Annotated in this window: 19 protein-coding genes and 1 pseudogene; 14 read left to right on the plus strand and 6 right to left on the minus strand. The window is 72.5% G+C overall.

All coding sequences use genetic code 11. The features are described from left to right. Nucleotides 1-2: 2 nt before the first annotated feature. Together AC5P09_RS10295 and AC5P09_RS10300 are read right to left on the minus strand one after the other, a co-directional pair. A complete protein-coding gene (locus tag AC5P09_RS10295) occupies nucleotides 3-1,037 on the minus strand; it encodes a LacI family DNA-binding transcriptional regulator (RefSeq protein WP_345562794.1) in 1,035 nt (344 codons plus the stop codon). A gap of 137 nt (nucleotides 1,038-1,174) precedes the next feature. Beyond that, nucleotides 1,175-1,474, minus strand: coding sequence for a hypothetical protein (locus AC5P09_RS10300; RefSeq protein WP_493873693.1), 300 nt, complete (start codon nucleotides 1,472-1,474; stop codon nucleotides 1,175-1,177). A gap of 162 nt (nucleotides 1,475-1,636) precedes the next feature. Here AC5P09_RS10300 and AC5P09_RS10305 point away from each other — a divergent pair, with 162 nt between their 5' ends. Together AC5P09_RS10305 and AC5P09_RS10310 are read left to right on the plus strand one after the other, a co-directional pair. Further along, a complete protein-coding gene (locus AC5P09_RS10305) occupies nucleotides 1,637-3,718 on the plus strand; it encodes a zinc ribbon domain-containing protein (protein WP_493873549.1) in 2,082 nt (693 codons plus the stop codon). Nucleotides 3,719-3,723: 5 nt separating this feature from the next. Then, nucleotides 3,724-4,191: pseudogene (locus AC5P09_RS10310) on the plus strand (3-keto-disaccharide hydrolase); the annotation flags it as partial. A gap of 13 nt (nucleotides 4,192-4,204) precedes the next feature. Here AC5P09_RS10310 and ligD read toward each other — a convergent pair. Beyond that, the gene (gene ligD / locus AC5P09_RS10315) at nucleotides 4,205-5,242 is read right to left on the minus strand and encodes a non-homologous end-joining DNA ligase (protein ID WP_493873550.1); all 1,038 of its coding nucleotides are present in this window, start codon (nucleotides 5,240-5,242) and stop codon (nucleotides 4,205-4,207) included. A gap of 74 nt (nucleotides 5,243-5,316) precedes the next feature. Between ligD and AC5P09_RS10320 the strand changes: the two genes are divergently transcribed. Next, the gene (locus AC5P09_RS10320) at nucleotides 5,317-6,381 is read left to right on the plus strand and encodes an ATP-dependent DNA ligase (protein ID WP_493873551.1); all 1,065 of its coding nucleotides are present in this window, start codon (nucleotides 5,317-5,319) and stop codon (nucleotides 6,379-6,381) included. Between the two features lie 82 nt (nucleotides 6,382-6,463). On the opposite strand, the gene AC5P09_RS10325 is transcribed toward AC5P09_RS10320, so the two are convergent. Next, nucleotides 6,464-7,654, minus strand: a complete 1,191-nt coding sequence (locus AC5P09_RS10325; protein WP_493873552.1) for a zinc-dependent alcohol dehydrogenase — start codon at nucleotides 7,652-7,654, stop codon at nucleotides 6,464-6,466. 190 nt (nucleotides 7,655-7,844) lie between these two features. On the opposite strand from AC5P09_RS10325, the gene AC5P09_RS10330 reads away from it, so the two are divergent. Continuing rightward, nucleotides 7,845-8,861 carry a DUF3048 domain-containing protein gene (locus tag AC5P09_RS10330; protein ID WP_493873553.1) on the plus strand — a complete coding sequence of 339 codons (1,017 nt, stop codon included), beginning with the start codon at nucleotides 7,845-7,847 and terminating at the stop codon, nucleotides 8,859-8,861. A 14-nt stretch (nucleotides 8,862-8,875) separates the two neighbouring features. Here the strand turns inward: AC5P09_RS10330 and AC5P09_RS10335 are convergent, their stop codons facing one another. Beyond that, complete coding sequence (locus tag AC5P09_RS10335) at nucleotides 8,876-9,340, minus strand: MarR family winged helix-turn-helix transcriptional regulator (protein WP_493873554.1); 465 nt, start codon at nucleotides 9,338-9,340, stop codon at nucleotides 8,876-8,878. A 214-nt stretch (nucleotides 9,341-9,554) separates the two neighbouring features. On the opposite strand from AC5P09_RS10335, the gene AC5P09_RS10340 reads away from it, so the two are divergent. The 8 genes from AC5P09_RS10340 (at nucleotide 9,555) to AC5P09_RS10375 (ending at nucleotide 16,864) form a co-directional block, all read left to right on the plus strand. Continuing rightward, a complete protein-coding gene (locus AC5P09_RS10340) occupies nucleotides 9,555-10,310 on the plus strand; it encodes a CoA transferase subunit A (protein WP_493873555.1) in 756 nt (251 codons plus the stop codon). Continuing rightward, entirely contained in the window at nucleotides 10,310-10,954 is a 645-nt protein-coding gene (locus AC5P09_RS10345) for a CoA transferase subunit B (protein WP_493873556.1), read from the plus strand. Before AC5P09_RS10340 ends, AC5P09_RS10345 begins: the two co-directional genes overlap by 1 nt. Beyond that, nucleotides 10,951-12,153 (plus strand): thiolase family protein, encoded by a 1,203-nt coding sequence (locus AC5P09_RS10350; protein WP_493873557.1) that lies wholly within the window; start codon nucleotides 10,951-10,953, stop codon nucleotides 12,151-12,153. Before AC5P09_RS10345 ends, AC5P09_RS10350 begins: the two co-directional genes overlap by 4 nt. Before the next feature lie 17 nt (nucleotides 12,154-12,170). Beyond that, nucleotides 12,171-12,944 carry a protocatechuate 3,4-dioxygenase subunit beta gene (pcaH, locus tag AC5P09_RS10355; protein WP_493873558.1) on the plus strand — a complete coding sequence of 258 codons (774 nt, stop codon included), beginning with the start codon at nucleotides 12,171-12,173 and terminating at the stop codon, nucleotides 12,942-12,944. 6 nt (nucleotides 12,945-12,950) lie between these two features. Further along, nucleotides 12,951-13,556, plus strand: coding sequence for a protocatechuate 3,4-dioxygenase subunit alpha (gene pcaG / locus AC5P09_RS10360; protein ID WP_493873559.1), 606 nt, complete (start codon nucleotides 12,951-12,953; stop codon nucleotides 13,554-13,556). Further along, nucleotides 13,553-14,884, plus strand: coding sequence for a 3-carboxy-cis,cis-muconate cycloisomerase (gene pcaB, locus AC5P09_RS10365; protein WP_493873560.1), 1,332 nt, complete (start codon nucleotides 13,553-13,555; stop codon nucleotides 14,882-14,884). Before pcaG ends, pcaB begins: the two co-directional genes overlap by 4 nt. Continuing rightward, entirely contained in the window at nucleotides 14,881-16,008 is a 1,128-nt protein-coding gene (gene pcaDC, locus AC5P09_RS10370) for a bifunctional 3-oxoadipate enol-lactonase/4-carboxymuconolactone decarboxylase PcaDC (RefSeq protein ID WP_493873561.1), read from the plus strand. The genes pcaB and pcaDC overlap by 4 nt, the downstream gene beginning before the upstream one ends. Nucleotides 16,009-16,072: 64 nt before the next feature. Further along, a complete protein-coding gene (locus AC5P09_RS10375; RefSeq protein ID WP_493873562.1) occupies nucleotides 16,073-16,864 on the plus strand; it encodes an SDR family NAD(P)-dependent oxidoreductase in 792 nt (263 codons plus the stop codon). Nucleotides 16,865-16,868: 4 nt separating this feature from the next. On the opposite strand, the gene AC5P09_RS10380 is transcribed toward AC5P09_RS10375, so the two are convergent. After that, the gene (locus AC5P09_RS10380; RefSeq protein WP_493873563.1) at nucleotides 16,869-19,553 is read right to left on the minus strand and encodes an ATP-binding protein; all 2,685 of its coding nucleotides are present in this window, start codon (nucleotides 19,551-19,553) and stop codon (nucleotides 16,869-16,871) included. A gap of 217 nt (nucleotides 19,554-19,770) precedes the next feature. Between AC5P09_RS10380 and AC5P09_RS10385 the strand changes: the two genes are divergently transcribed. After that, nucleotides 19,771-20,016, plus strand: a complete 246-nt coding sequence (locus tag AC5P09_RS10385) for a hypothetical protein (RefSeq protein WP_493873564.1) — start codon at nucleotides 19,771-19,773, stop codon at nucleotides 20,014-20,016. Nucleotides 20,017-20,229: 213 nt separating this feature from the next. Beyond that, on the plus strand, nucleotides 20,230-21,249 hold the full coding sequence (locus AC5P09_RS10390; RefSeq protein ID WP_493873565.1) for a DUF2510 domain-containing protein: 1,020 nt from the start codon (nucleotides 20,230-20,232) through the stop codon (nucleotides 21,247-21,249). Nucleotides 21,250-21,284: the final 35 nt, after the last annotated feature.

Genomic DNA, 21,284 nt, shown 5'->3' on the forward strand with positions numbered 1-21,284 from the left:
GGTCAGGCCGAGGCGCGGCGGACCAGGGTCGTCGGCAGGACGACGCCGGACCGCGGCGCCTGTTCGCCGGGGTGAGGGCCGTCGGGGCCGCGCAGGAGCAGGCGGGCCATCAACCGGCCCATTTCCTCTATGTCCTGACGGACCGTCGTGAGGGGTGGGTCGGTCTGCTCGGCGACCGGCAGCATGTCGTCGAAGCCGATCACGGCGACGTCCTCGGGCACGCGCCGCCCGTGCTCGCGCAGCACGCGCAGGGCGCCGGCGGCGGTGAGGTCGTTGGCCGCGAACACCGCGTCCACGTCGGGGCGGTGGTCGAGGAGTTCACGCATCGCTCGCTCACCGCCGGCCGGGGTGAAGTCGCCCGGCACCACCAGCCGCGGGTCGGCGTCGGCCATGACGTCCCGGTATCCGTCGAGCCGGTCCGCCGCCGAGGTCTGGTCGAGCGGGCCGGTGATGTGCGCGACGCGGGTGCGGCCGAGGGCGACGAGATGGCGTACGGCGTCGCGGGCGCCGCCGCGGTTGTCGCTGTCGACGTAGACGACGTCACCGCCGTCGCCGTCGCTCCAGCCGGGGCGGCCGCCGAAGACGGTCGGGATCCCGGCCCGGCGGATCAGGCCGGGCAGCGGGTCGTCGAGGTGCAGCGAGAACACCAGCGCCCCGTCGACATGGCCGCCGGCGAGATAGCGGCCGACCCGGGCGTGGTCGTCGCGGCCCTCGGTGAGCAGTAGCACGAGCTGGTTGTCGTGCGCCGTCAACTCCTTGCTGATGCCGCGTAGTTGGAGGGCGAAGAAGGGGTCGGCGAAGACCCGGGTCTCCGGTTCGGCGACGACGACGGCCACGGCGTCGTGCCGCTTCGTCACCAGGCTGCGGGCGGCCTGGTTGGGCACGTACCCGAGTTCGTCCACCGCCCGCCGCACTCGTTCCACGAGAGGCTCCCGCACCCCGTCCCCGCCGTTGACCACCCGCGAGGCGGTGGCCCGCGAGACCCCGGCCCGCGCGGCCACGGCCTCCAGCGTGGGACGCGGCGCTGTCTCGGTCACTTCGGGGCTCCTCATCGGCGGGGTGCCGATCAGGATAGCCCCGGGTGCGGGGCAGGGGTGAGAGCGCTCTCTGAAGGCGGAAGCCCGGTTGCGGCGGGGCCTCGGACCACCTTCCGCGCAGCTCTCGGGGCACCCGCTCAGGCCAGCAGATCCACCCGTTGCCCGATGCCGTCCCGTGCCGCCCGCCGGTAGGCCCGCCAGGCCAGCGTCAGATCCTGCCAGGGCAGTCCGACAGGCGCGTAGACGGAACGGGCCTCGATACCGTCCCGCTCTGGATGCTCACTGCGCAGCACCTCGCCCAGGGTGACCTGGGCATCGAGGCCCTCGGTGGCCAACGGGCCCATGGAGGCGGCAAGTTCGCGGTCGTCAACGACTAGCAGCGAGGCCGCGAGCAGGTCGGCGGCGAGTTCCCGCTTGCCGGGTTCGTCGGCGCCCACGGTTGCCAACAGCGGGTCGGTTTGCCTGGTTTTCCTGGGGGTTGCTGTGATTCTTTCAGTCTGCTCGGGCTGATTTCGATTGCTGCGTGACCTTTGCGGGTGGGGTGCGTTGCATATGTGAGTCCGATGATCGGACAACAGGTCGAAGCGGGGAGGTGGACAGTGCGGCGGAAGATCCAGCTGGGTGACGGGGAGACGGAGCGGGTCGCGTGTGCCTCGGCGTCCGCGTTCCGGGGCCTGGACACGGTGACCGGTGAGGTGTGGGGCGCGGAGGTGCCGGCCGAGCGGGTGGGCTGGCTGACATCCCTGGTCGAGACGCTGTGTACCGGGGTGACCTCGGCGCACTGGAACCGGCCCGACCTCGCACAGCTCGCCTCCGGGACCGACTTCTCCGGTGCCCGGCTGCCGTCGAACGCATGGATGGCCCTGCGCACGCTGGGCTGGGGTGCGAGCGTGCCGGAGGGGCTTTACGTGCCGGACCGGGTGCGGCGGGTGGCCGAGGAGCAGGCCGGACGGGCGCTGAGGTCGGCCTGGTGGCGCAGCGAGATCACCGATGCGGTCCTGGCCACCTGGCCCACCGGTCCGGATGCCGATCCCATGCGGCGTACCGAGGCGGAGTGGACAGCGTTGCGGGCGGCGTGCCCGGACGGCCAGGCGGTGGCGGCTGCGGTGCTGCGCGCCCGGACCCGGCAGATCGCCGCCTTCCACGCGGCGTACGGGCGGTTGCCGCTGGATGTGTGCGCGCTGGAATCAGCTCCGGGTGGTGGGCGGCAGGTGGTGCTGGCCGCCGCCGACAAGCAGCTGTGCACCCTGACCCGCTGCCCCGACGACCCCACCCACTACGCCGTATTGAATGTGCGTCTGCCGGTGCGCCCCGATCCGCGCACCCGCGCGGACTGGCACCCGACCGTGATCCGCTTCCGGCTCCCGCCGACCATCCCGCTGAGTGCTGCCCTGCACGCCCCCACCCTGCGGCTGCGCGGCGGGCGGCTGCGGCTGGATGTCGCGTTCACCACCGCCGCCCCCAAGACCCGCCGCAACGGGCATGTGCGGGCGGTGGCCTTCGACTACGGCCTCAACACCCTGCTCACCGGCGGCACTCTGACGCTGACCGGCGGGGCTCAGCCCACCGTGGTCACCGACGGACAGCCCGTCTTCTTCCGCCCCAACGGAGTGCTGGCCAAGGCCGACCGGCTCCGCATCCTCGCCGAACACCTGTGGACCAAAACCACCCATCTCCAGGCCCTCGTCGACGGCCGGGCCGCGGCCGGGCAGTGGCCCGCGCCACTTACCACCGCGAAGCTGGCTGTGCTCAAGGCCGAGCACGCGGCGGTCAGCAGGCGGCGGACGAAGCTGAATGGACAGCTGGCCAAGGCCGCCGCCCGCTTCATGGTCGAGACCGCCCGCGCCGCCGGGGCCACGGTGATCTACCTGGAGGATCTGCGGGACATGGAGGCCCGGGGCAAGGGCCGCACCCTCAACACCCGCCTGTCCTCCTCCGTGCGCGGGCAGGTCGTGGCCCACACCCGCCACCAGGCCGCCGTCTACGGGATCGCGGTGGTCATCGTCCCGGCCCGGGGCACCTCGAAGTACTGCCCCCGCTGCCTGAGCAGCTTCCGCCACCACGCCGCCGCCGACAGCCCCAAGCCCGGCTGGAAATGGGCGACCTGCCCCAACACGGCGTGCGGGTACAGCGCGGACCGCGACGTGGCCGCCTGGCAACGCATCGGCGCACGCGGCCTGACCCACCAGCACACAACCGTCCTCGACCGGAGCAGCGGCACATACGTGATCCACCGCACGGTCCAGGAGCTGGACCAGCCGGTCCGGCACACCCCCCACCCCGGCACCGCCCCTTCCGACCGTCCGCAGCCACGTGCTGTGGCGGACCGGACGAAGGCGCGGCCGACGAGAAACCGCCCTGTGCCCAGGCAGCGACGCAGGGTCCCCGCCCCACCCAATCCCGCAGCGCGAACCGCCGCGGGTTCGGGTGGAAAGCGTCCGGCGGGGCGGATGCCCCAGACACCAACCCACCGCAGCCAGCGGTGCGGACGGCGGCAGGCACCGCACACGATGAGCACCCCCACCCGGCACCAGCCCCGTGGGGCCAGACTCGGCGCAGGCTTCCACCTGCACACCCACGCCACCCCCGTCACATCACGGGCACGGCCGCCGGGACAGCCGAGACCCTTTTCCCAGGACCGGAGCCGGGCCCAAAACCCAGCCCCACCCAGGAAAACCTAAGCTCATCCGCGACGCTCCAGTGGCGTGACGACGCTCCGGGCACCGGCAACGCCAACTCCGGTGTGTTCGTGCGGTTCCCGTGGGTGCACGACCACCCGGAGGAGCCGCGGCCGGAGTGGGTCGCCATCAAGTACGGGCACGAGGTGCAGGTGCTCGACCGGCCGGACGGGGACATGTACAAGACGGGCTCGGTGTACGGCTTCGACCGGGTCGGGCTCGCCGGGGCCGGCGTCACCCAGAAGGGCACCTGGAACGACTACGAGATCCGGGTGGTCGACCAGCACTACTCGGTCTACCGCAACGGCGTGCTGATCAACGAGTTCGACAACATCGGCGGCCAGGACTTCACCCCGCCCCGCTCGGACGACCCGGGCACGGACGGGCGACGGTTCGCCTCCGGCTACGTCGGGCTCCAGGTGCACGGCACGACGGACGTGGTCTCGTACCGGGACATCAGGATCAAGGAGCTGTAGTCAGGGCTGCAGGTCAGGAAGGCGGCGCCTCCGGCGGGGGCGCCGCCTTCTTCGCCTTGCTCGGCTGGACCCGCTTGGGCTCTCCCGGCATCTTCGGATACTCGGGTGGGTACGGCAGGTCGCCGAGCCCGTGATCGTGCTCGTCTCGGCGCGCCAGCTCCAGGAGAGGCTCGAGGGAGAAGGCGTGCTCGTCCATGTCGGCGTGCACGTCGCCGAGTTCGGCGAAGCGGGCCGGCATGGACGCGACGTCGAAGTCCTGGGGATGGGCCTCGCCCACCTCCTCCCAGCGCAGGGGCGCCGAGACGGGGGCGTGCGGGCGCGGTCGTACGGAGTAGGCGGAGGCGATCGTGCGGTCCCGGGCCGTCTGGTTGTAGTCCAGGAAGATGCGGCGGCCCCGTTCCTCCTTCCACCACTTGATCGTCACGTGGTCCGGCATCCGGCGTTCCATCTCCCGCCCGGCCGCGATGGCGGCCCGCCTCACCTGGGTGAAGGTCCAGCGCGGCTCGATCGGCACGAAGACGTGCAGGCCCCGGCCGCCGGATGTCTTCGGCCAGCCGCGCAGGCCGCCGAACTCGTCGAGGACCGCGCGGAGTTCGTGGGCGGCGCGGACGGCGTCGTCGTAGTCGGTGCCGGGCTGCGGGTCGAGGTCGATGCGGAGTTCGTCGGGGTGGTCGACGTCGTCGCGCCGCACCGGCCAGGGGTGGAAGGTGAGGGTGCCGAACTGGGCGGCCCACAGCACGGCGGCCTCCTCGGTGGGGCACATCTCGTCGGCGCTGCGGCCGCTGGGGAAGGTGATGTGGGCGGTCGGGATCCAGTCGGGCATGTTCTTGGGGGCCCGCTTCTGGAAGAAGGACTCGCCGCTCACGCCCTCCGGATAGCGCTCCAGGGTGGTGGGGCGGTTGCGCAGGGCGCGCAGGATGCCGGGGCCGACGGCCTGGTAGTAGCGGGCGAGGTCCAGCTTGGTGAAGCCGCGCTCCGGGAAGAAGATCTTGTCCGGGCTGGACAGCCGTACGGTCCGGCCGCCCGCCTCCAGTTCCACCGCTTCGCCCATGCGAGCCACGGTAGGCGTACCGCGCATACCTCGCACACCGGGCGTATCCCGGCATACACGGGCAGAATCGGAGCATGGATCTGCCGGTGATGCCGCCCGTGAAGCCCATGCTCGCCAAGTCGGTGGCGACGATTCCGCCGGACATGCAGTACGAGGCGAAGTGGGACGGGTTCCGGGCGATCGTGTTCCGCGACGGGGCCGAGGTCGAGCTGGGCAGTCGTACCGGCAAGCCGCTGACCAGGTACTTCCCGGAGCTGGTGGCGGCGCTCAGGGAGCGGTTGCCGCAGCGGTGCGTGGTGGACGGGGAGATCGTCATCGCGCGGGAGGGACGGCTGGACTTCGACGCGCTGACCGAGCGCATCCACCCGGCGGACTCCCGGGTGCGGATGCTGGCGGAGCGGACGCCGTCCTCCTTCGTCGCCTTCGACCTGCTGGCGCTGGCGGACGAGTCGCTGCTCGACGTGCCGCTCGGCGAGCGCCGGTCGCTCCTGACCATGGCCCTGGCCGACGCGACGGCCCCCGTGCACGTGGCGCCGGCGACGACCGACATCGACGTGGCGCGGCAGTGGTTCGAGCAGTACGAGGGGGCCGGCCTGGACGGTGTCATCGCCAAGCCGCTCACCGTGCGCTACCTCCAGGACGAGCGCGCCATGTTCAAGGTCAAGCACGAGCGGACGGCGGACGTGGTCGTCGCGGGCTACCGCCTCCACAAGAGCGGCCCGGTGGTCGGCTCGCTCCTGCTGGGCCTGTACGACGACCGGGGCGCCCTCCAGCACGTGGGCGTGTCGGCCGCCTTCGCCATGAAGCGGCGCGCCGAACTGGTCGAGGAGCTGGAGCCGCTGCGCATGGACGACGTCACGGGCCACCCGTGGGCGGCCTGGGCCGAGGAGGCGGCGCACGAGACCGCCCGGCTGCCGGGGGCGCCCAGCCGCTGGTCCGGCAAGAAGGACCTGTCCTGGGTGCCGCTGCGGCCGGAGCGGGTGGCCGAGGTGGCGTACGACCACATGGAGAACGGCGCGCGCTTCCGGCACACGGCCCGCTTCCGCCGCTGGCGCCCGGACCGGACCCCGGAGAGCTGCACGTACGCGCAGCTGGAGGAGCCGGTCCGCTACGACCTGGAGGAGATCCTCGGCGCCTGAGTCACCAGGCCCTGCTCACTGGCCTGGCTCATGGGGCCTGGCCCAGCGAGCCCCCATTCACGGCCCGGCTCACGGGCCTGGCTCACGGCGTCATCAGCACCTTCACCGCGCCCTCCCGCTTCCGCTGGAACATCTCGTACGCGTGCGGTGCCTCGCTGAGCGGCAGCCGGTGGGTGGCGAAGTCGTCGACGCCGAGGGGGTCCTCGTCGGTGAGGTAGGGGATGATCTCGTCGCTCCAGCGGCGCACGTTGGCCTGGCCCATCCGCAGCTGGATCTGCTTGTCGAACATGGTGAGCATCGGCAGCGGGTCGGCCATGCCGCCGTACACGCCGGACAGCGAGATCGTGCCGCCCCGGCGCACCAGCTCGATGGCGGTGTGGAGGGCGGCGAGCCGGTCGACGCTGAAGCGTTCCGCGAACGGTCCGCCGATCTTCCGCGGCAGCAGGGACGAGGCCTGCTGGGCGAGCTTGGCGGCGGCGCTGCCGTGGGCCTCGGTGCCGACGGCGTCGATCACGGCGTCGGGGCCGCGGCCGTCCGTCTCGTCGCGGATCGCCTGGACCAGCTCCTTCTCGTTGTCGAAGCTCCTGAGGTCGTACGTCTCCACGCCCCGCGACCGCGCCCGGCGCAGCCGCTCGCCGACCAGGTCCACGCCGAACACCCGCCCGGCGCCGCGCAGCTGGGCGATGCGACAGGCCATGTCACCGATGGGCCCGAGGCCGAGTACGGCGACGCTGCCGCCCTGGGGCACGTCCGCGTAGGAGACCGCCTGCCAGGCGGTGGGCAGGACGTCGGAGAGGTAGACGAACCGGTCGTCGGGCGGGCCCTCGGGGACCTTGATCGGCCCGAACTGCGCCTGCGGGACGCGCAGGTACTCCGCCTGGGCGCCGGGGACCGCCCCGTACAGGCGGGTGTAGCCGAAGAGGGCGGCGCCCATGCCCTCGCTGGTGACCTGGGTGGTCTCGCACTGCGTGGGCAGTCCGGTCATGCACATCCAGCAGCTGCCGCAGGCGATCTGGAAGGGCACCACGACCCGGTCGCCGGCCGCGAGGTCGGGCACCCCGGCGCCCACCTCCTCGACGATGCCCATCGGCTCGTGACCGAGGATGTCGCCCGGCGTCATGAACGCGGTGAGCACCTCGTACAGATGCAGGTCGGAGCCGCACAGCCCGGTGGAGGTGACGCGGATGACGGCGTCCGTCGGCTCCTGGATCGTCGGATCGGGCACGTCCTCCACCCGCACGTCCCGCTTGCCCTGCCAGGTCACTGCCTTCATCGCACGCTCCCAGTTCGCGTCGGCGTGTCCGGTCTGCAGTGGCGCCCGGGTACCCGGGCGCCACTCGGTGAACCACCGCACCTGGGCCGATCGGCCTATTGAACGCCGCGAATCAGATTCGATCGGGTATGGCCATCAATGAACTTATAAGCGCACAATCAATAACAAGAGACGGGTGGCCACGGTGGGCATGGGACACAGGGCGCGCACGCGGCGTGCTGCTACGGCGGTGGCGCTGCTCGCCGCCACGGCGGCCGCCTCGCTGGCGGCGGGCTGCACGGGCGGGCGTGGCACGGGCGACGACGGACGCGGACAGGTGCGGACGCCCGCAGAGAGCCGGAGCGAGGGCGAGGCCGAGAGCCCGGGCGAGAGCCCGAGCGAGAGCGCCGCCGCCGGTTCCGTGCTCGCCGTGAAGATCGACAACGCACGCGCGGCCCGGCCCCATACGGGCCTGAACTCCGCCGACATCGTGTACGCCGAGCAGGTCGAGGGCGGGATGAGCCGGCTGATGGCGGTCTACGCGACCAAGCTGCCGAAGGCCGTCGGTCCGGTGCGCAGCGCCCGCGAGTCGGACCTGGAGCTGCTGCGGCAGTTCGACCGGCCGACCCTCGCCTTCTCCGGGGCCCAGGGCAAGCTGATGCCGCTGATCAACGAGGCGCCGCTGGTCGTGCAGACCCCCGGCGAGGTGTCCGGCGCCTACTACCGCGGCACCGACAAGCCCTCCCCGCACAATCTCTACCTGCGCCCGGACCGGCTGCTGTCCGCCGCGCCGGGCGCGGACGCGCTGACCACCGGCTTCCGGTACGGCGCCGCGCCCTCCGGCGGGCAGAAGGAGACCTCGCGGACCGTGCGCTTCCCGGCGGCGCGCTTCACCTTCACGTGGTCCGCGGACCGGGACCGCTGGCTGGTCTCGATGGACGGGACGCCGACCGTGACGACGGACGGGAAGCGGGTGGCACCGGCGACGGTCGTCGTGCAGTACGTGAACGTGCGCAAGTCCGGCTTCCAGGACTTCCTCGGCAACAACACGCCGTACACCGAGACGGTCGGCGAGGGGACGGCGGAGGTGCTGCGCGGCGGGCGGACCTACGACGTGAACTGGTCGCGCCCGAAGGCGACCGAGGGCACCGAGTTCACGACGAGCGACGGTACGCCGGTGAACTTCGCCAAGGGGCAGGTGTGGGTGGTGTTCGCGAAGGCGTCATGAGCGGCTGAACGGGCTCAGGGCTGGGTGACGAGGGGTTCCGTCGGGTTGCGGAGCCCCTCGGCCGCGTCCGAGACGCGCCGGATGAGGTCGAAGAACACGGACTGCTCCTCGGCGGAGAGCGGGGCCAGGAAGACCTGGTTCATCCGGGCCGTGCGCACGGTCAGCTTGCGGTGGGTGCGCAGGCCCTCGTCGGTGAGGCGCAGCAGGAAGCGGCGGCCGTCCTGCGAGTCGCGCACCTTGTCGAGGAGCCCGCGGCGGCCGAGCCGGCTGATCACCTCGGCGATGGTCGACCGGTCGAGCCCCACCCGCTCCCCCACCGTGCGCTGATCGAGGCCGGGCTCGGCGACGAGCGCGTTGAGGACCGCGAACTGCGGCGAGGTGATCTCCTCGGAGACCATCGTGTTCCACAGCAGGTAGTGCGCCTGCTGGAGCCGCCGGGCCAGGTGCCCGGGGTGGGTGGTGAGATCCACCGCGGCCATGTGCGCTCCCCAGATCGGATTCGTTGGTGCACTGAACAATACCGGCGCGGTGCGGCACCTGTCTGCGGCGCGCACCGCGTGAGCTGACCTCGTATTTATCCTGGGCCTTGACGCCCCGAAGCTCCGGTGGCAGCGTGAGGGACACCTCGCTGAAATAATCAGTGCCCTGACTAATTGCTCGGGACGGGCGCTCGGACGGGATGGGGCTTCACGGATGGACAAGGTGGTCGCCACGGCCCTTGAGGCGGTGGCCGATGTGCCGGACGGTGCGTCGCTCGCGGTGGGCGGCTTCGGGCTCAGCGGTGTGCCGAACGTGCTGATCCAGGCGCTGTACGAGCGGGGGGTCACCGGCGTGAGCGTCGTCTCCAACAACTGCGGGGCGATGGAGTCCGGCCTCGCGGTACTCCTGTCGGCCGGGCGGATCGCCCGGGTGACCGGCTCCTACATCGGTGCGAACAAGGAGTTCGCCCGCCAGTACCTGGGCGGGGAGCTGGAGGTGGAGATGATCCCGCAGGGCACTCTCGCCGAGCGACTGCGCGCGGGTGGCGCCGGGATCCCCGCCTTCTACACGCCGGCCGGTGTGGGCACGCAGGTCGCCGACGGCGGACTGCCCTGGCGCTACGACGGCTCCGGCGGCGTCGCGCTGGCCTCGCCCCCGAAGGAGGTGCGGGAGTTCGACGGCACGGAGTATGTACTGGAGCACGGGATCCGCACGGACTTCGCATTGGTCAGGGCCGCGAAGGGCGACCGGTACGGCAACCTGGTCTTCAACAAGTCCAGCCGCAACTTCAACCCGCTCGCGGCGATGGCCGGGCGGGTGACGATCGCCGAGGTGGAGGAGCTGGTGGAGCCTGGGGAGATGGACCCGGACGCGGTGCATCTGCCGGGGATCTTCGTACAGAGGGTCGTCGCGCTGACGCCCGAAGAGGCCGCCGACAAGCAGATAGAGAAGCGGACGGTGAGCTCCTGATGGCCTGGACACGTGAACAGATGGCCGCGCGGGCCGCGCGCGAGCTCGAGGACGGCCAGTACGTCAATCTCGGCATCGGCCTGCCGACCCTGATCCCCAACTACCTCCCGCCGGGCGTCGAGGTGATCCTCGAGTCGGAGAACGGCATCCTGGGCACCGGCCCCTACCCCACCGAGGACCAGGTCGACCCCGATCTGATCAACGCGGGCAAGGAGACGGTGACCGTGCTGCCGGGCGCCTCCTTCTTCGACTCCTCGCTCTCCTTCGGGATGATCCGCGGCGGACACATCGACGTCGCCGTGCTCGGTGCCATGCAGGTTTCCGAGAAGGGCGACCTCGCCAACTGGGCCGTCCCCGGCAAGCTGATCACCGGGATCGGCGGGGCGATGGACCTCGTCCACGGGGCCCGCACGGTCATCGTCGTGATGACCCACACCGCCAAGGACGGCTCCCCGAAGATCCTCGCGGAGTGCGCGCTGCCGCTCACGGGCAAGGCGTGTGTGAACCGGATCATCACCGACCTCGGCGTCCTGGACGTCACGGAGGACGGTCTGCTGCTCGTCGAGACCGCGCCCGGCGTGAGCGTCGACGAGATCACCGGCAAGACCGACGCCAAGCTGACCGTCGCGGAGGGCCTGAAGTGAAGACCGTCTACATCGTCGACGCCGTGCGCACCCCGATCGGCCGTTACAGCGGCGCCCTCGCCGCCGTCCGCCCCGATGACCTGGGCGCGCATGCCATCCGTGAACTCCTCGGCCGTACGCCTGAGTTGGACCCGTCCCGGATCGAGGACGTGTACTTCGGCAACGCCAACGGTGCCGGCGAGGAGAACCGCAACGTGGGCAGGATGGCCGGGCTCCTCGCCGGCCTGCCCACCTCCGTACCGGGCGTGACCGTGAACCGGCTGTGCGCGTCCGGCCTCGAAGCCGTGATCCAGGCGGCCCGCGCCATCGCGGTCGGGGACGCCTCCATCGCCGTGGCCGGCGGTGTCGAGTCGATGACCCGGGCGCCGTACGTGCTGCCCAAGTCGGACAAGCCGTTCCCGGCCGGGCACGCCGAGCTGTACTCGACCACGCTGGGCTGGCGGATGGTCAATCCGAAGATGGAGCCGCAGTGGACGGTTCCGCTGGGCGAGTCGGCCGAACTGATCGCCGAGAAGCACAAGATCAGCCGTGAACAGCAGGACGAGTTCGCGCTGAACAGCCACCAGAAGGCCGCGCGGGCCCAGCAGGCGGGCCTGTTCGACGCCGAACTCGCGCCGGTGTCGATCCCGCAGCGCAAGGGCGAGCCGGTGGTCTTCGGTGCCGACGAGTGCGTACGTCCGGATGCGTCGCTGAGCGCCATGGCCAGGCTCAAGCCGTCCTTCCGTACCTCCGGGGGAACGGTCACCGCGGGCAACGCCTCCCCCCTCAACGACGGCGCCGCCGCCCTGCTCCTCGTCGACGAGGAGGGCCTGAAGGCCACGGGCCGCGAACCGCTGGCGCGGATCTCCGCGACCGGTGTCAACGCCCTCGACCCGCACTACTTCGGCCTCGCCCCGGTGGAAGCCGTCAACCGTGCGCTCGCCAAGGCGGGCAAGAGTTTTGACGATCTGTCAGTGCTGGAGCTGAACGAGGCGTTCGCCGCCCAGGTGCTGGGCTGTGTCGCCGAATGGCCCGAGTTCGACCCGGCGATCCTCAACCCGCAGGGCGGTGCCATCGCCCTCGGCCACCCGCTGGGCGCCTCCGGTGCCCGGCTCGCCGGCACGGTCGCCCACCAGCTCGCCCGCCAGGGCAGCGGTGTCGGCGTCGCCACCCTCTGCATCGGCGTGGGCCAGGGCCTCGCCCTCGTCCTCGAGCGCTAGGAAGCGTGAAGAATCCCATGACTCTCACCCAAGCGGACATCGACCTGGAGATCGCGGCCGAGCACGCCGCGTACGAGAAGCGCGTCGCCGACGGTGCCCCCGTCGAGCACCAGCCGCGCCGTGACTACGCCCCGTACCGCTCCTCGGTGCTGCGGCACCCGAAGCAGCCGCCGGTCGCGATCGACGTGAGCCGGGACCCGGAGTTGGTGGAGCTGTCCGCCCCCGCCTTCGGGGAGCGGGACATCACCGAGATCGACAACGACCTGACCCGGCAGCACAACGGCGAGCCGATCGGTGAGCGCATCACCGTCTCCGGGCGGCTCCTCGACCGGAACGGGCGGCCGATCCGCGGCCAGCTGGTGGAGATCTGGCAGGCGAACTCGGCCGGCCGCTACGCGCACCAGCGTGAGCAGCACGACGCCCCGCTGGACCCGAACTTCACCGGCGTCGGCCGCACCCTGACCGACGACAGCGGCTTCTACCGCTTCACGACCGTCCAGCCGGGCCCGTACCCGTGGCGTCAGCACGTCAACGCCTGGCGGCCGGCGCACATCCACTTCTCGCTGTTCGGCTCGGCGTTCACGCAGCGGCTCGTGACGCAGATGTACTTCCCGAGCGACCCGCTGTTCCCCTACGACCCGATCATCCAGTCGGTGACGGACGACGCGGCCCGGCAGCGGCTGGTGGCGACGTACGACCACAGTCTGTCGGTGCCGGAGTTCTCGATGGGCTACCACTGGGACATCGTGCTCGACGGGCCGACCGCCACCTGGATCGAAGAAGGGCGCTGACCTGCCATGACGAAGATCGACCCAAGTCGTCCGGAGACCGTGCTGCCCACCCCGTCGCACACGGTCGGCCCGTTCTACGGCCATGCCCTGCCGTTCCCCGGCGGCGGCGACATCGCCCCGGTCCGCCACCCGGACACGATCGCCGTGCACGGGCGCGTGTACGACGGCGAGCGCAATCCGCTGCCCGACGCGTTCGTGGAGCTGTGGGGTCCCGACCCGGACGGCAACCTGCCGACCGTCGACGGCTCGATGCGGCGCGACCCGGCGAGCGGCGGCTTCCTCGGCCGCAACGGCGTGGAGTTCACCGGCTGGGGCCGCATCGAGACGGACGCGAGCGGCCACTGGTCCGCACGGACGCTCAGGCCCGGCGCGCGCGGGCAGAGCGCCCCGTACCTCAGCGTGTGCGTCTTCGCGCGCGGGCTGCTGGTGCACCTGTTCACCCGGATCTACCTGCCGGGCGACGAGGCGGCGCTCGCCGCGGACCCGCTGCTCGCGCGGCTGGACCCGGAGCGACGCGACACGCTGATCGCGACCGAGCAGGGTGAGGGAACGTACCGTTTCGACATCCGCCTTCAGGGCGAAGGCGAGACGGTCTTCCTGGAGTTCCAGTGACATCAGCCGAACCCGACGCCGGACTGCTCGCCCCCGGGTGGTCCGGCTCCCCCGCCGCGGCCGCGACGGGCGACCGCGCCTTTCTGCAGGCGCTGCTCGACGCGGAGGCCGCGCTGACCCGCGCCCAGGCCGCGCTGGGGCTCGCCCCGCAGGAGGCCGCGACGGCGGTGACCGAGGCGGCCCGCGCGGACCGCTTCGACGTCCACGCCCTGGCGGAGCGGGCCCGTGGCGGCGGGAATCCGGTGATTCCCCTGGTGGCCGACCTGACCGAGGCGGTCGGCGCCGAGTACGGCCCGTACGTGCACCGGGGTGCGACCAGCCAGGACATCATGGACACGGCGATGATGCTGGTCGCCGGGCGCGCCCTGGACCCGGCCCTCGCCGACCTCGCCCGCACCGAGCGTGCGCTGGCCCGGCTGGCGGCCGAGCACCGTGACACCGCGATGCCCGGCCGGACCCTGACCCAGCACGCCGTACCGACGACGTTCGGGCTCAAGGCGGCCGGATGGCGGTCGCTGGTGCTGGACGCCCGGGACCGGGTGACGCCCGTACGGGACTCCCTGCCCGCCCAACTCGGCGGTGCCGCCGGGACCTTGGCGGCCTTCACGGCGTACGGCGCGGCCGACCCCACCGCCCTGCTCGCGTCCTTCGCCCGGGAGACCGGCCTCGACGCGCCGCCGCTGCCCTGGCACACGCTGCGGACACCGGTCGCCGATCTCGCCGGGTGCCTGGCCTTCACGGCGGGGGCACTCGGCAAGGTCGCCGCGGATGTGCTGACGCTGTCCCGGACCGAGATCGCCGAGCTCGCGGAGGGCAGCGGAGGCGGTTCGTCGGCCATGCCGCACAAGGCGAACCCGGTTCGGTCCACGCTGGTCGCGGCCGCCGCCCGGCGGGCGCCGCAGCTCGCGGCCACGCTGTACGGCTCGCTGGTCGCCGAGGACGAGCGGCCCGCCGGGGCCTGGCACGCCGAGTGGGAGCCGCTGCGGGACCTGCTCCGGCTGGTCGGCGGTGCCGCCCGCGACGCGGCCGAACTGACCGAGGGGCTGCGGGTCCATGCGGACGTCATGCGCCAACACCTCGACCTCACGCACGGGTTGGTGGTCTCCGAGCGACTGTCCGCCGAGCTGGCGCCCGTCCTGGGCCGCGCCCGCGCCAGGGAACTGCTCACGGACCTCGCCGGGCGTACCTACGCCGAGGGGCGGAACCTGCGCGAACTCCTCGCCGAACAGCCCGAGTTGAAGGACAGCGACCTCGACGAGCTCACCGACCCCGCCCGCTACACCGGTTCCGCCTCAGCCCTCACCGACCGTGCTCTGGAGCGACGTTGACCGACACACTCCTCAACCACCGTGCCGAGGGGCCCGAATCCGCACCTCCGCTGCTGCTCGGGCCCTCGCTGGGCACGTCGTACGCCCTGTGGGACCAGGTCGCGCCCGAGCTGTCCGCCACCCACCGGGTGATCCGCTGGGACCTGCCGGGGCACGGCGGTTCGGCGGCCGGCCTGATCGGGGCCGGGGCGACCGTAGGCGATCTCGCCGATCTGGTGCTCGCGCTCGCCGACTCCCTCGGCATCGAGCGGTTCGCCTACGCCGGGGTGTCGCTGGGCGGTGCGGTGGGGCTGCATCTTGCCGTGCACCATCCGGAGCGGGTGTCGTCGCTCGCGGTGATCTGTTCCTCCGCCCACTTCAACGGCTCCAAGCCGTGGGAGGAGCGCGCCGCGCGCGTCCGGAGCGAGGGCCTGCTCCGGCTGGCGGAGAGCGCCGACGCGCGCTGGTTCACCTCCGGGTTCACCGTGCCGGAGCTGGTCCGGGATCACCGCGACGCCGACCCCGAGGCGTACGCCGCCTGCTGTGACGCGCTGGCCGCGTTCGATCTGCGGGAGCGGCTGGCGGAGATCTCCGCGCCCACCCTGCTGATCGCCGGCCGCGAGGACCCCGCGACCCCGCCGGCGCATCTGCGGGAGATCGCGGACGCGGTGCCGGGCGCCGCGCTGGTGGAGATCCCGGGCGCCTCGCATCTGGCACCCGCGCAGTGCCCCGAGGCCGTCCTGACCGCCCTGCGGGCGCACTTCGACGGCGGCGCCAAGCGGGGCATGGATGTGCGGCGCCAGGTCCTCGGGGACGCGCACGTGGACCGGGCGCAGGCCCGGCAGACACCCTTCACCGCCCGCTTCCAGGACTTCATCTCGCGCTACGCGTGGGGCGAGGTCTGGACCGACCCGACGCTCAGCCGCCGCGAGCGCAGCATGATCACGCTGACGGCGCTGGTCGCGCACGGCCACTACGACGAGCTGGCCATGCATGTGCGGGCGGCCCGGCGCAACGGGCTCACCCCCGAGGAGATCGGCGCGGTGCTGCTGCAGACGGCCGTGTACTGCGGGGTCCCGGCGGCGAACTCGGCGTTCGCGACCGCCCAGCGGGTGCTCGCGGAGGAGGACGGCACCGCAGGGTGACCCTGGCGGTAGTAGCTTCAAGAGCACCACGCCGAGAGCGGCGCCACGTGCCTACGGTGGGGGCATGTCCACCATTCTGATCACCGGTGCCACCTCCGGTCTCGGCCGGTACGTCGCCTTCGAACTGGTCCGCTCCGGCCACCATGTCCTCGCCCACGGCCGCGACGCGACCCGCACGGAGCAGCTCGTCCAGGAGCTGCGCGGCGAGGGCACGGCCGAGGGGTTCGTCGCCGATCTGGCCTCGCCGGCGCAGGTGCGCGAGCTGGGCGCGAAGGTCGCCGAGGCGCACCCGGAGCTCGACGTCCTGGTCAACAACGCGGGCGTGGGCAGCGGTTCGCCCGGCTCGGGGCGGGAGGTGAGCGCCGACGGGCACGAACTGCGGCTGGCGGTCAACTACTTGGCGCCGGTCGCGCTGACCCGCGCCCTACTGCCGGTGCTGCGCGCGAACCCGCCCGCGCGGATCGTCAACGTCGGCTCGGCCGGCCAGGAGCCGCTCGACGCCGACGATCCCGAACTCACCCGCGGCTACAGCGGCGTCTCGGCGTACTGCCGCAGCAAGTTCGCGCTGGCCGCGCACACCTTCGCCCTGGCCGAGGAGCTGGACGGCACCGGGGTCTTGGTGAACGTGCTGCACCCGGCGACCTACATGGACACGGCGATGGTCCGCGAGGCCGGCGTCAGCCCCTGGAGCTCGGTCGCCGACGGCGCCGCGGGCGTGCTCGCGCTGGCCACCCGGGAGCTGGGCAGCGGCCGTTACTTCGACGGCACGCGGCCGACGCGGGCGCACGAGGCGGCGTACGACCGGGACGTACGCAAACGTCTGTCGGCGGTCACCGACCGGCTGCTGGACGGCTGAACACCTACCGCAGCCCGCGCCCCGTCTCGAGCTCCGCCCTCGCCTGCGCCACCAGCCCGTCCGCCCCGCAGGACTCCGCCAGCGCCAGGCCCCGGTTGAGCTCGGCGACCGAGCGGGCGAGGATGCCGTACTCGACGCGGGCCGCCGCGTGTTCGTACTGGCAGGGCGAGGCCTCCAGGTAGGCGACCGCCTGGGCGGCCAGCCGGACCGCGCGCTGGCCGGTCTCCAGGGCGGCGGCGCAGCGCAGGGCCTCGCCGATGGCCGTGTCGGTGCCCAGACGTTCGGCGTGCCGGCGGACGTCGGTGGCGAGCTGCGCGGCGCGGCCCGGGTCCTCGGTGGCGAGGGCGCGGGCGAGGTCGAAGGCCCAGGGGACGAGCACCGGGTTGTGGTGGCCGCGGACGGTGGCCGCCTTCTCGGCGGCCTCCAGTTCGTTGATGCCGTCCTTGGTGCGGCCGACGGCGAGCAGGAGGCGGCCGCGCACGGCCCGTGGGTCCGGCAGCACTATCGTGGACGGATAGGGCGGGGCGAAGCCGTGTCGTTCAGCGATGTCCCAGGCCTCGTCGATGTGGCCGCGGGCGAGCAGCGTGTCGACGAGATTGCAGGTCGCGGTCCAGTACAGGGGCAGTCCGCGGCCGACGCGTTCGGCGATGGTCAGCGCCTCGCGCAGGGATTGCTCCGCGTCCGCGAGGCGGCCGCGCCTGCGGTGCCCGACACCGACGTAGGCGTGTGCCAGGGCGAGGTGTCCGCCGCTCCAACCGGCCCTCACATAGGTGCGCACGGCTTCGTTGTAGAGGCTTTCGGCGCGGTCGAGGCAGTCGGTGTACGCGTACGCGTTGGCCAGCATCAGCAGCAGTTCGATGCCCCATTCGGTGCCGGTCCAGCCGAGCCCGGGAGCCAGGCGGCCGTTGACGAGGGCGCGATCGCACAGCTCGATGACCTCCTCGGCGCTCTCGCCCCGCATCAGGGCGTCGAAACCGCGCAGGATGAGCAGCGCGCGTTCGGAGTTGTCCCGTCCGGTGCAGGTCCGGGCGAGTTCGGCCAGGCGCTCGGACCGGCCGGGTGTGGCGGCCTCACCGGCGTGGATGCCGTCCCACATGATGTGCACGGCCTCCAGTCGCAACCGGGCGGGCCCGGGTTCGAGCCGGGCCGCCTCTGCCTGCACCGTGCGGACGGCCTCCTCCAGCTGGTCGTTGTGGACCAGCGCCTGGGAGAGGCGGACGAAGGCGTCCACTCGGTCGTCGGCGTCGAGGCCGGGCATGCCGAGCGCGGCCCGCATGTGGCCGATGGTCCTCTCGGGCATGGTCAGCAGACTGGCGCAGCCGAGTTCGTAGAGCAGGCGCGCGTGGACGTCGGGCGTGGGCGGTTCCAGCAGGGCGCGCTCGAGGCAGCGGCGGGCCGCGTCGGGGGCGCCGACGACGAGGTGCTCCCGGGCGGCCTCGCGCAGTTTCTGGACCAGTTCCTCGTCGTCGTCCGGGTGGACCTGGAGGAGATGGCGGGAGGCGGCCGCGGCGCCCCGGCCCAGGTCGGTGACCATCTGGGCGGCTATGCCGTGCATCGCGGTGCGCAGGGCGGGCGGGATGGAGTCGTACACAGCGGTGGCGATCAGCGGGTGGACGAACTCCAGGTCGCCCTCGGCTGCTTGGCCGTTCGCCGGGTCGGGTGCCGTGAGGATGCGGGCACTGCACAGCCGTTCGGCGCAGCGCACGGCGTCCTCGCGGCCGAGGGTGGCGAGCTTGGCCACCAGGTCGACGGAGATGCCGGTGCCGAGGATGGCGGCCGCCCAGGCGAACTTGGTGGCGTCGATGCCGAGTTCCTCCAGGCGGGCGACGAGGCCGCCGCCGCGGGCCGAGCGGTTCAGGGCACGCAGTTCACCGGCCGCGCTCTCGGTGGGTTCGAGTTCGCTGTCCTGGACCTTGGCGAGGAGTTCGACGGCCTCGTAGGGGTTGCCCGCGGTGACGGCCCAGACCTCGCGGCAGAACGCGGCATCTGCGTGCTTGCCCAGGGTGGCGCGGGTGAGTCCGGCGGTGGCGTCCGGGGTGAGGGCGCTCAGGGTGGTGGCGGGGCGGGCCGCGGTGGCGGCGACCGCGTCGAGGAGCCGGGCGCTCTCGCCGGTCATCTCGCCGGGGCGGCGGGCCACCACGACCAGGACGGACAGGTCGTCCAGGCGCTCGGCGAACGCGGCGAGCCAGCGCAGGGTCTCCTGGTCGGCCCAGTGGGCGTCGTCGATGAGCAGGACGAGCGGCCAGTCGCGCCGGGACAGCCGGCGCACCACGGTGACCAGGCCGTCGGTGACGCCCTGCGGGTCGGCCTGCCGCTCACCGGGGTCGGTGAGGCCGAGGGCGGGGCCCGCGATGTCGTACCAGTCGCCGAGGTACTCGCGGGCCTCCTCCGGCATCAGCGACATCAGGGCGGGCTGCAGCAGTTGTCGTACGACGTTGAAGGGGACGGACCTGAGGGTTTCGCCGCCGCGCGCCGACCACACCGTGCAGCCGCGTTCCTCGGCGAGGCGGCGGGTCTCGGCGAGCAGGGCGGTCTTGCCGAAGCCGGCCTCGCCGCGGATCATCAGCAGGCTGCCCGAGGAGGTGCTGTCCGCGCCCAGGGTGTCGATGGCCCGTACGACGGCGGCGACTTCCTCGTCGCGCTCCCACAGCGAGGCCGGGGCGGCCGCCAGGGGCCGTACCTCCGTCATCGCGCTACCTCCCCAAGTCGCCCGAACGACGTACAGACCTTGAGCGTAGCCGTCCGGATGCCGAAGCGGAGGCGGGTCAGGGCACCAGTTGCCGTGACGGGTGACGTCGGGTGCGCGAGGGCGACGCACCCTGCCCGCGACCGGCCGTGACGAAACTTGACCGTCAGTCAGAAACGCTCGGGAGGGATCGTCGGCACGGGCGGCGACCGGGCTGCCCGTGGTCGCCGACTTCCCCGACACGGCCCGGGTGCGCGCTGATCGACGCGGCGGCCCGGGGGGGGTCGGCGGCGGGCGACTCGCGTACCACGTCGACGGGGCGCCGGCCGTGCGCGGGCGGATGCGCCGCGTACTGCTGGAGCGGCTGCTCGCCGAGCCGTACTACGCGCTGCCTGGCGAGGACGCGGTCTGGTGCTGCCGGCGGCGGCGAGAGAGGCGTACGCCTTCGCCGTCCTGGGGTTTCTGACGGTGCACGGCGTGGCCGGCACCGAACCGGCGTGCCCGGCGAGCACCGGTGCCCGGCACGCGAGCCTGCTCGGGTTCGGTCGCTCCGGTCCGGGGCGGATTGCGGCTTGTGCCGCCCGCGCGGGAGCATCCCGTACGACTCGTCCTGGAATGAGGAGAATTCACGGCCCTCCTCTCTCATGCCTCTTTCACCGAGGCCTCATACGGTGGGGACATGACGCAGGCGACTCCCCCCGGGTGGTATCCCGACCCCGGACAGACAAGTGACGGTCCCGCCACCGAGCGCTGGTGGGACGGCAAGGCATGGACGGACCAGACCCGCCCCGCGGGATCGGCCGCCGCGTGGGGTCCCCCCGAGGCACCGGCGGGCGCCGGGCCCTACCCGGTGCATCCGGGGTATCCCGGGTACCCCGTCCAGCCGCCGGGCGGCTCGCGGCGCGGACTGCGCACGGGCATAGCCGTGGCGGCGGCCGTGGTGGTCCTCGCCTGTATAGGCGTGGGCGTGTACGCGCTCTCCGGCGACAAGGGCGGCAGCGACAACACCGCCAACTCGCGGGGGCCGGGCGGGCAGAGCGGCGGCCCCGGTGGCCAGGACGGCTCCACGGGCGGCCAGGGCGGCCCGGGTAGCGGCGACGGCGGCTCCGGGGGCGACGGCGGCTCCGGAGGCCAGTCACCGTCTCCCGGCCAGTCCGGGGCGCCGAAGATCGAGAGCGGTTCGGTGACCGACCCGATCGACGGGATCAGCCTGCCCATACCGGACGACTGGTACGGCCAGCAGATGGCGGCGGGCGCGATCGTCACGTCGAACGACTCCTACGACTGCCCCGGCGACACCTCCAAGTCCTGCACGAAGGGCGGCGCTTACTCGACGCCCGCCATCGCGCTCGGCACCAAGGGCACCACGGCCGAGGAGATCGCCAAGGCGGACATCTCGGCCAACGCCGAGGAGTCCTACGGCGGCACGACCTACGGCAAGATCACCTCGCACGAGGTGCTGGCCTCCAAGGCCGTGACCGTCGCCGGGCAGAAGGGTTACCTGGTCCGCTGGAAGGCGGTCACCAGCAAGGGATCCGACGGTTATGTCCAGTCGCTGGCCTTCCCCGCCCCCGCGAATCCCCAGCAGATGGTCGTCGTCCGCTTCGGTGTCGACGTCGAGGAGACGCAGGCCGTGCTGGACGAGATCGCCAAGGGCATCAAGGTGTCGACGGACGGCGGCAGCGGCCAGGACGTGTGACGTCCAGGTCCCGGAAAACCTGGCGGCCGGGTGGG

The organism is Streptomyces sp. a15 (assembly GCF_059026085.1).

What these genes read in the sequence shown, in the direction of transcription:
- ligD (WP_493873550.1), bottom strand. Translation starts at nt 5,242, where the DNA reads ATGGGCGAAGCGGTGGAACTGGAGGCGGGCGGCCGGACCGTACGGCTG.
- AC5P09_RS10320 (WP_493873551.1), top strand. Translation starts at nt 5,317, where the DNA reads ATGGATCTGCCGGTGATGCCGCCCGTGAAGCCCATGCTCGCCAAGTCG.
- AC5P09_RS10325 (WP_493873552.1), bottom strand. Translation starts at nt 7,654, where the DNA reads ATGAAGGCAGTGACCTGGCAGGGCAAGCGGGACGTGCGGGTGGAGGAC.
- AC5P09_RS10330 (WP_493873553.1), top strand. Translation starts at nt 7,845, where the DNA reads ATGGGACACAGGGCGCGCACGCGGCGTGCTGCTACGGCGGTGGCGCTG.
- AC5P09_RS10335 (WP_493873554.1), bottom strand. Translation starts at nt 9,340, where the DNA reads ATGGCCGCGGTGGATCTCACCACCCACCCCGGGCACCTGGCCCGGCGG.
- AC5P09_RS10340 (WP_493873555.1), top strand. Translation starts at nt 9,555, where the DNA reads ATGGACAAGGTGGTCGCCACGGCCCTTGAGGCGGTGGCCGATGTGCCG.
- AC5P09_RS10345 (WP_493873556.1), top strand. Translation starts at nt 10,310, where the DNA reads ATGGCCTGGACACGTGAACAGATGGCCGCGCGGGCCGCGCGCGAGCTC.
- pcaH (WP_493873558.1), top strand. Translation starts at nt 12,171, where the DNA reads ATGACTCTCACCCAAGCGGACATCGACCTGGAGATCGCGGCCGAGCAC.
- pcaG (WP_493873559.1), top strand. Translation starts at nt 12,951, where the DNA reads ATGACGAAGATCGACCCAAGTCGTCCGGAGACCGTGCTGCCCACCCCG.
- AC5P09_RS10375 (WP_493873562.1), top strand. Translation starts at nt 16,073, where the DNA reads ATGTCCACCATTCTGATCACCGGTGCCACCTCCGGTCTCGGCCGGTAC.
- AC5P09_RS10380 (WP_493873563.1), bottom strand. Translation starts at nt 19,553, where the DNA reads ATGACGGAGGTACGGCCCCTGGCGGCCGCCCCGGCCTCGCTGTGGGAG.
- AC5P09_RS10390 (WP_493873565.1), top strand. Translation starts at nt 20,230, where the DNA reads ATGACGCAGGCGACTCCCCCCGGGTGGTATCCCGACCCCGGACAGACA.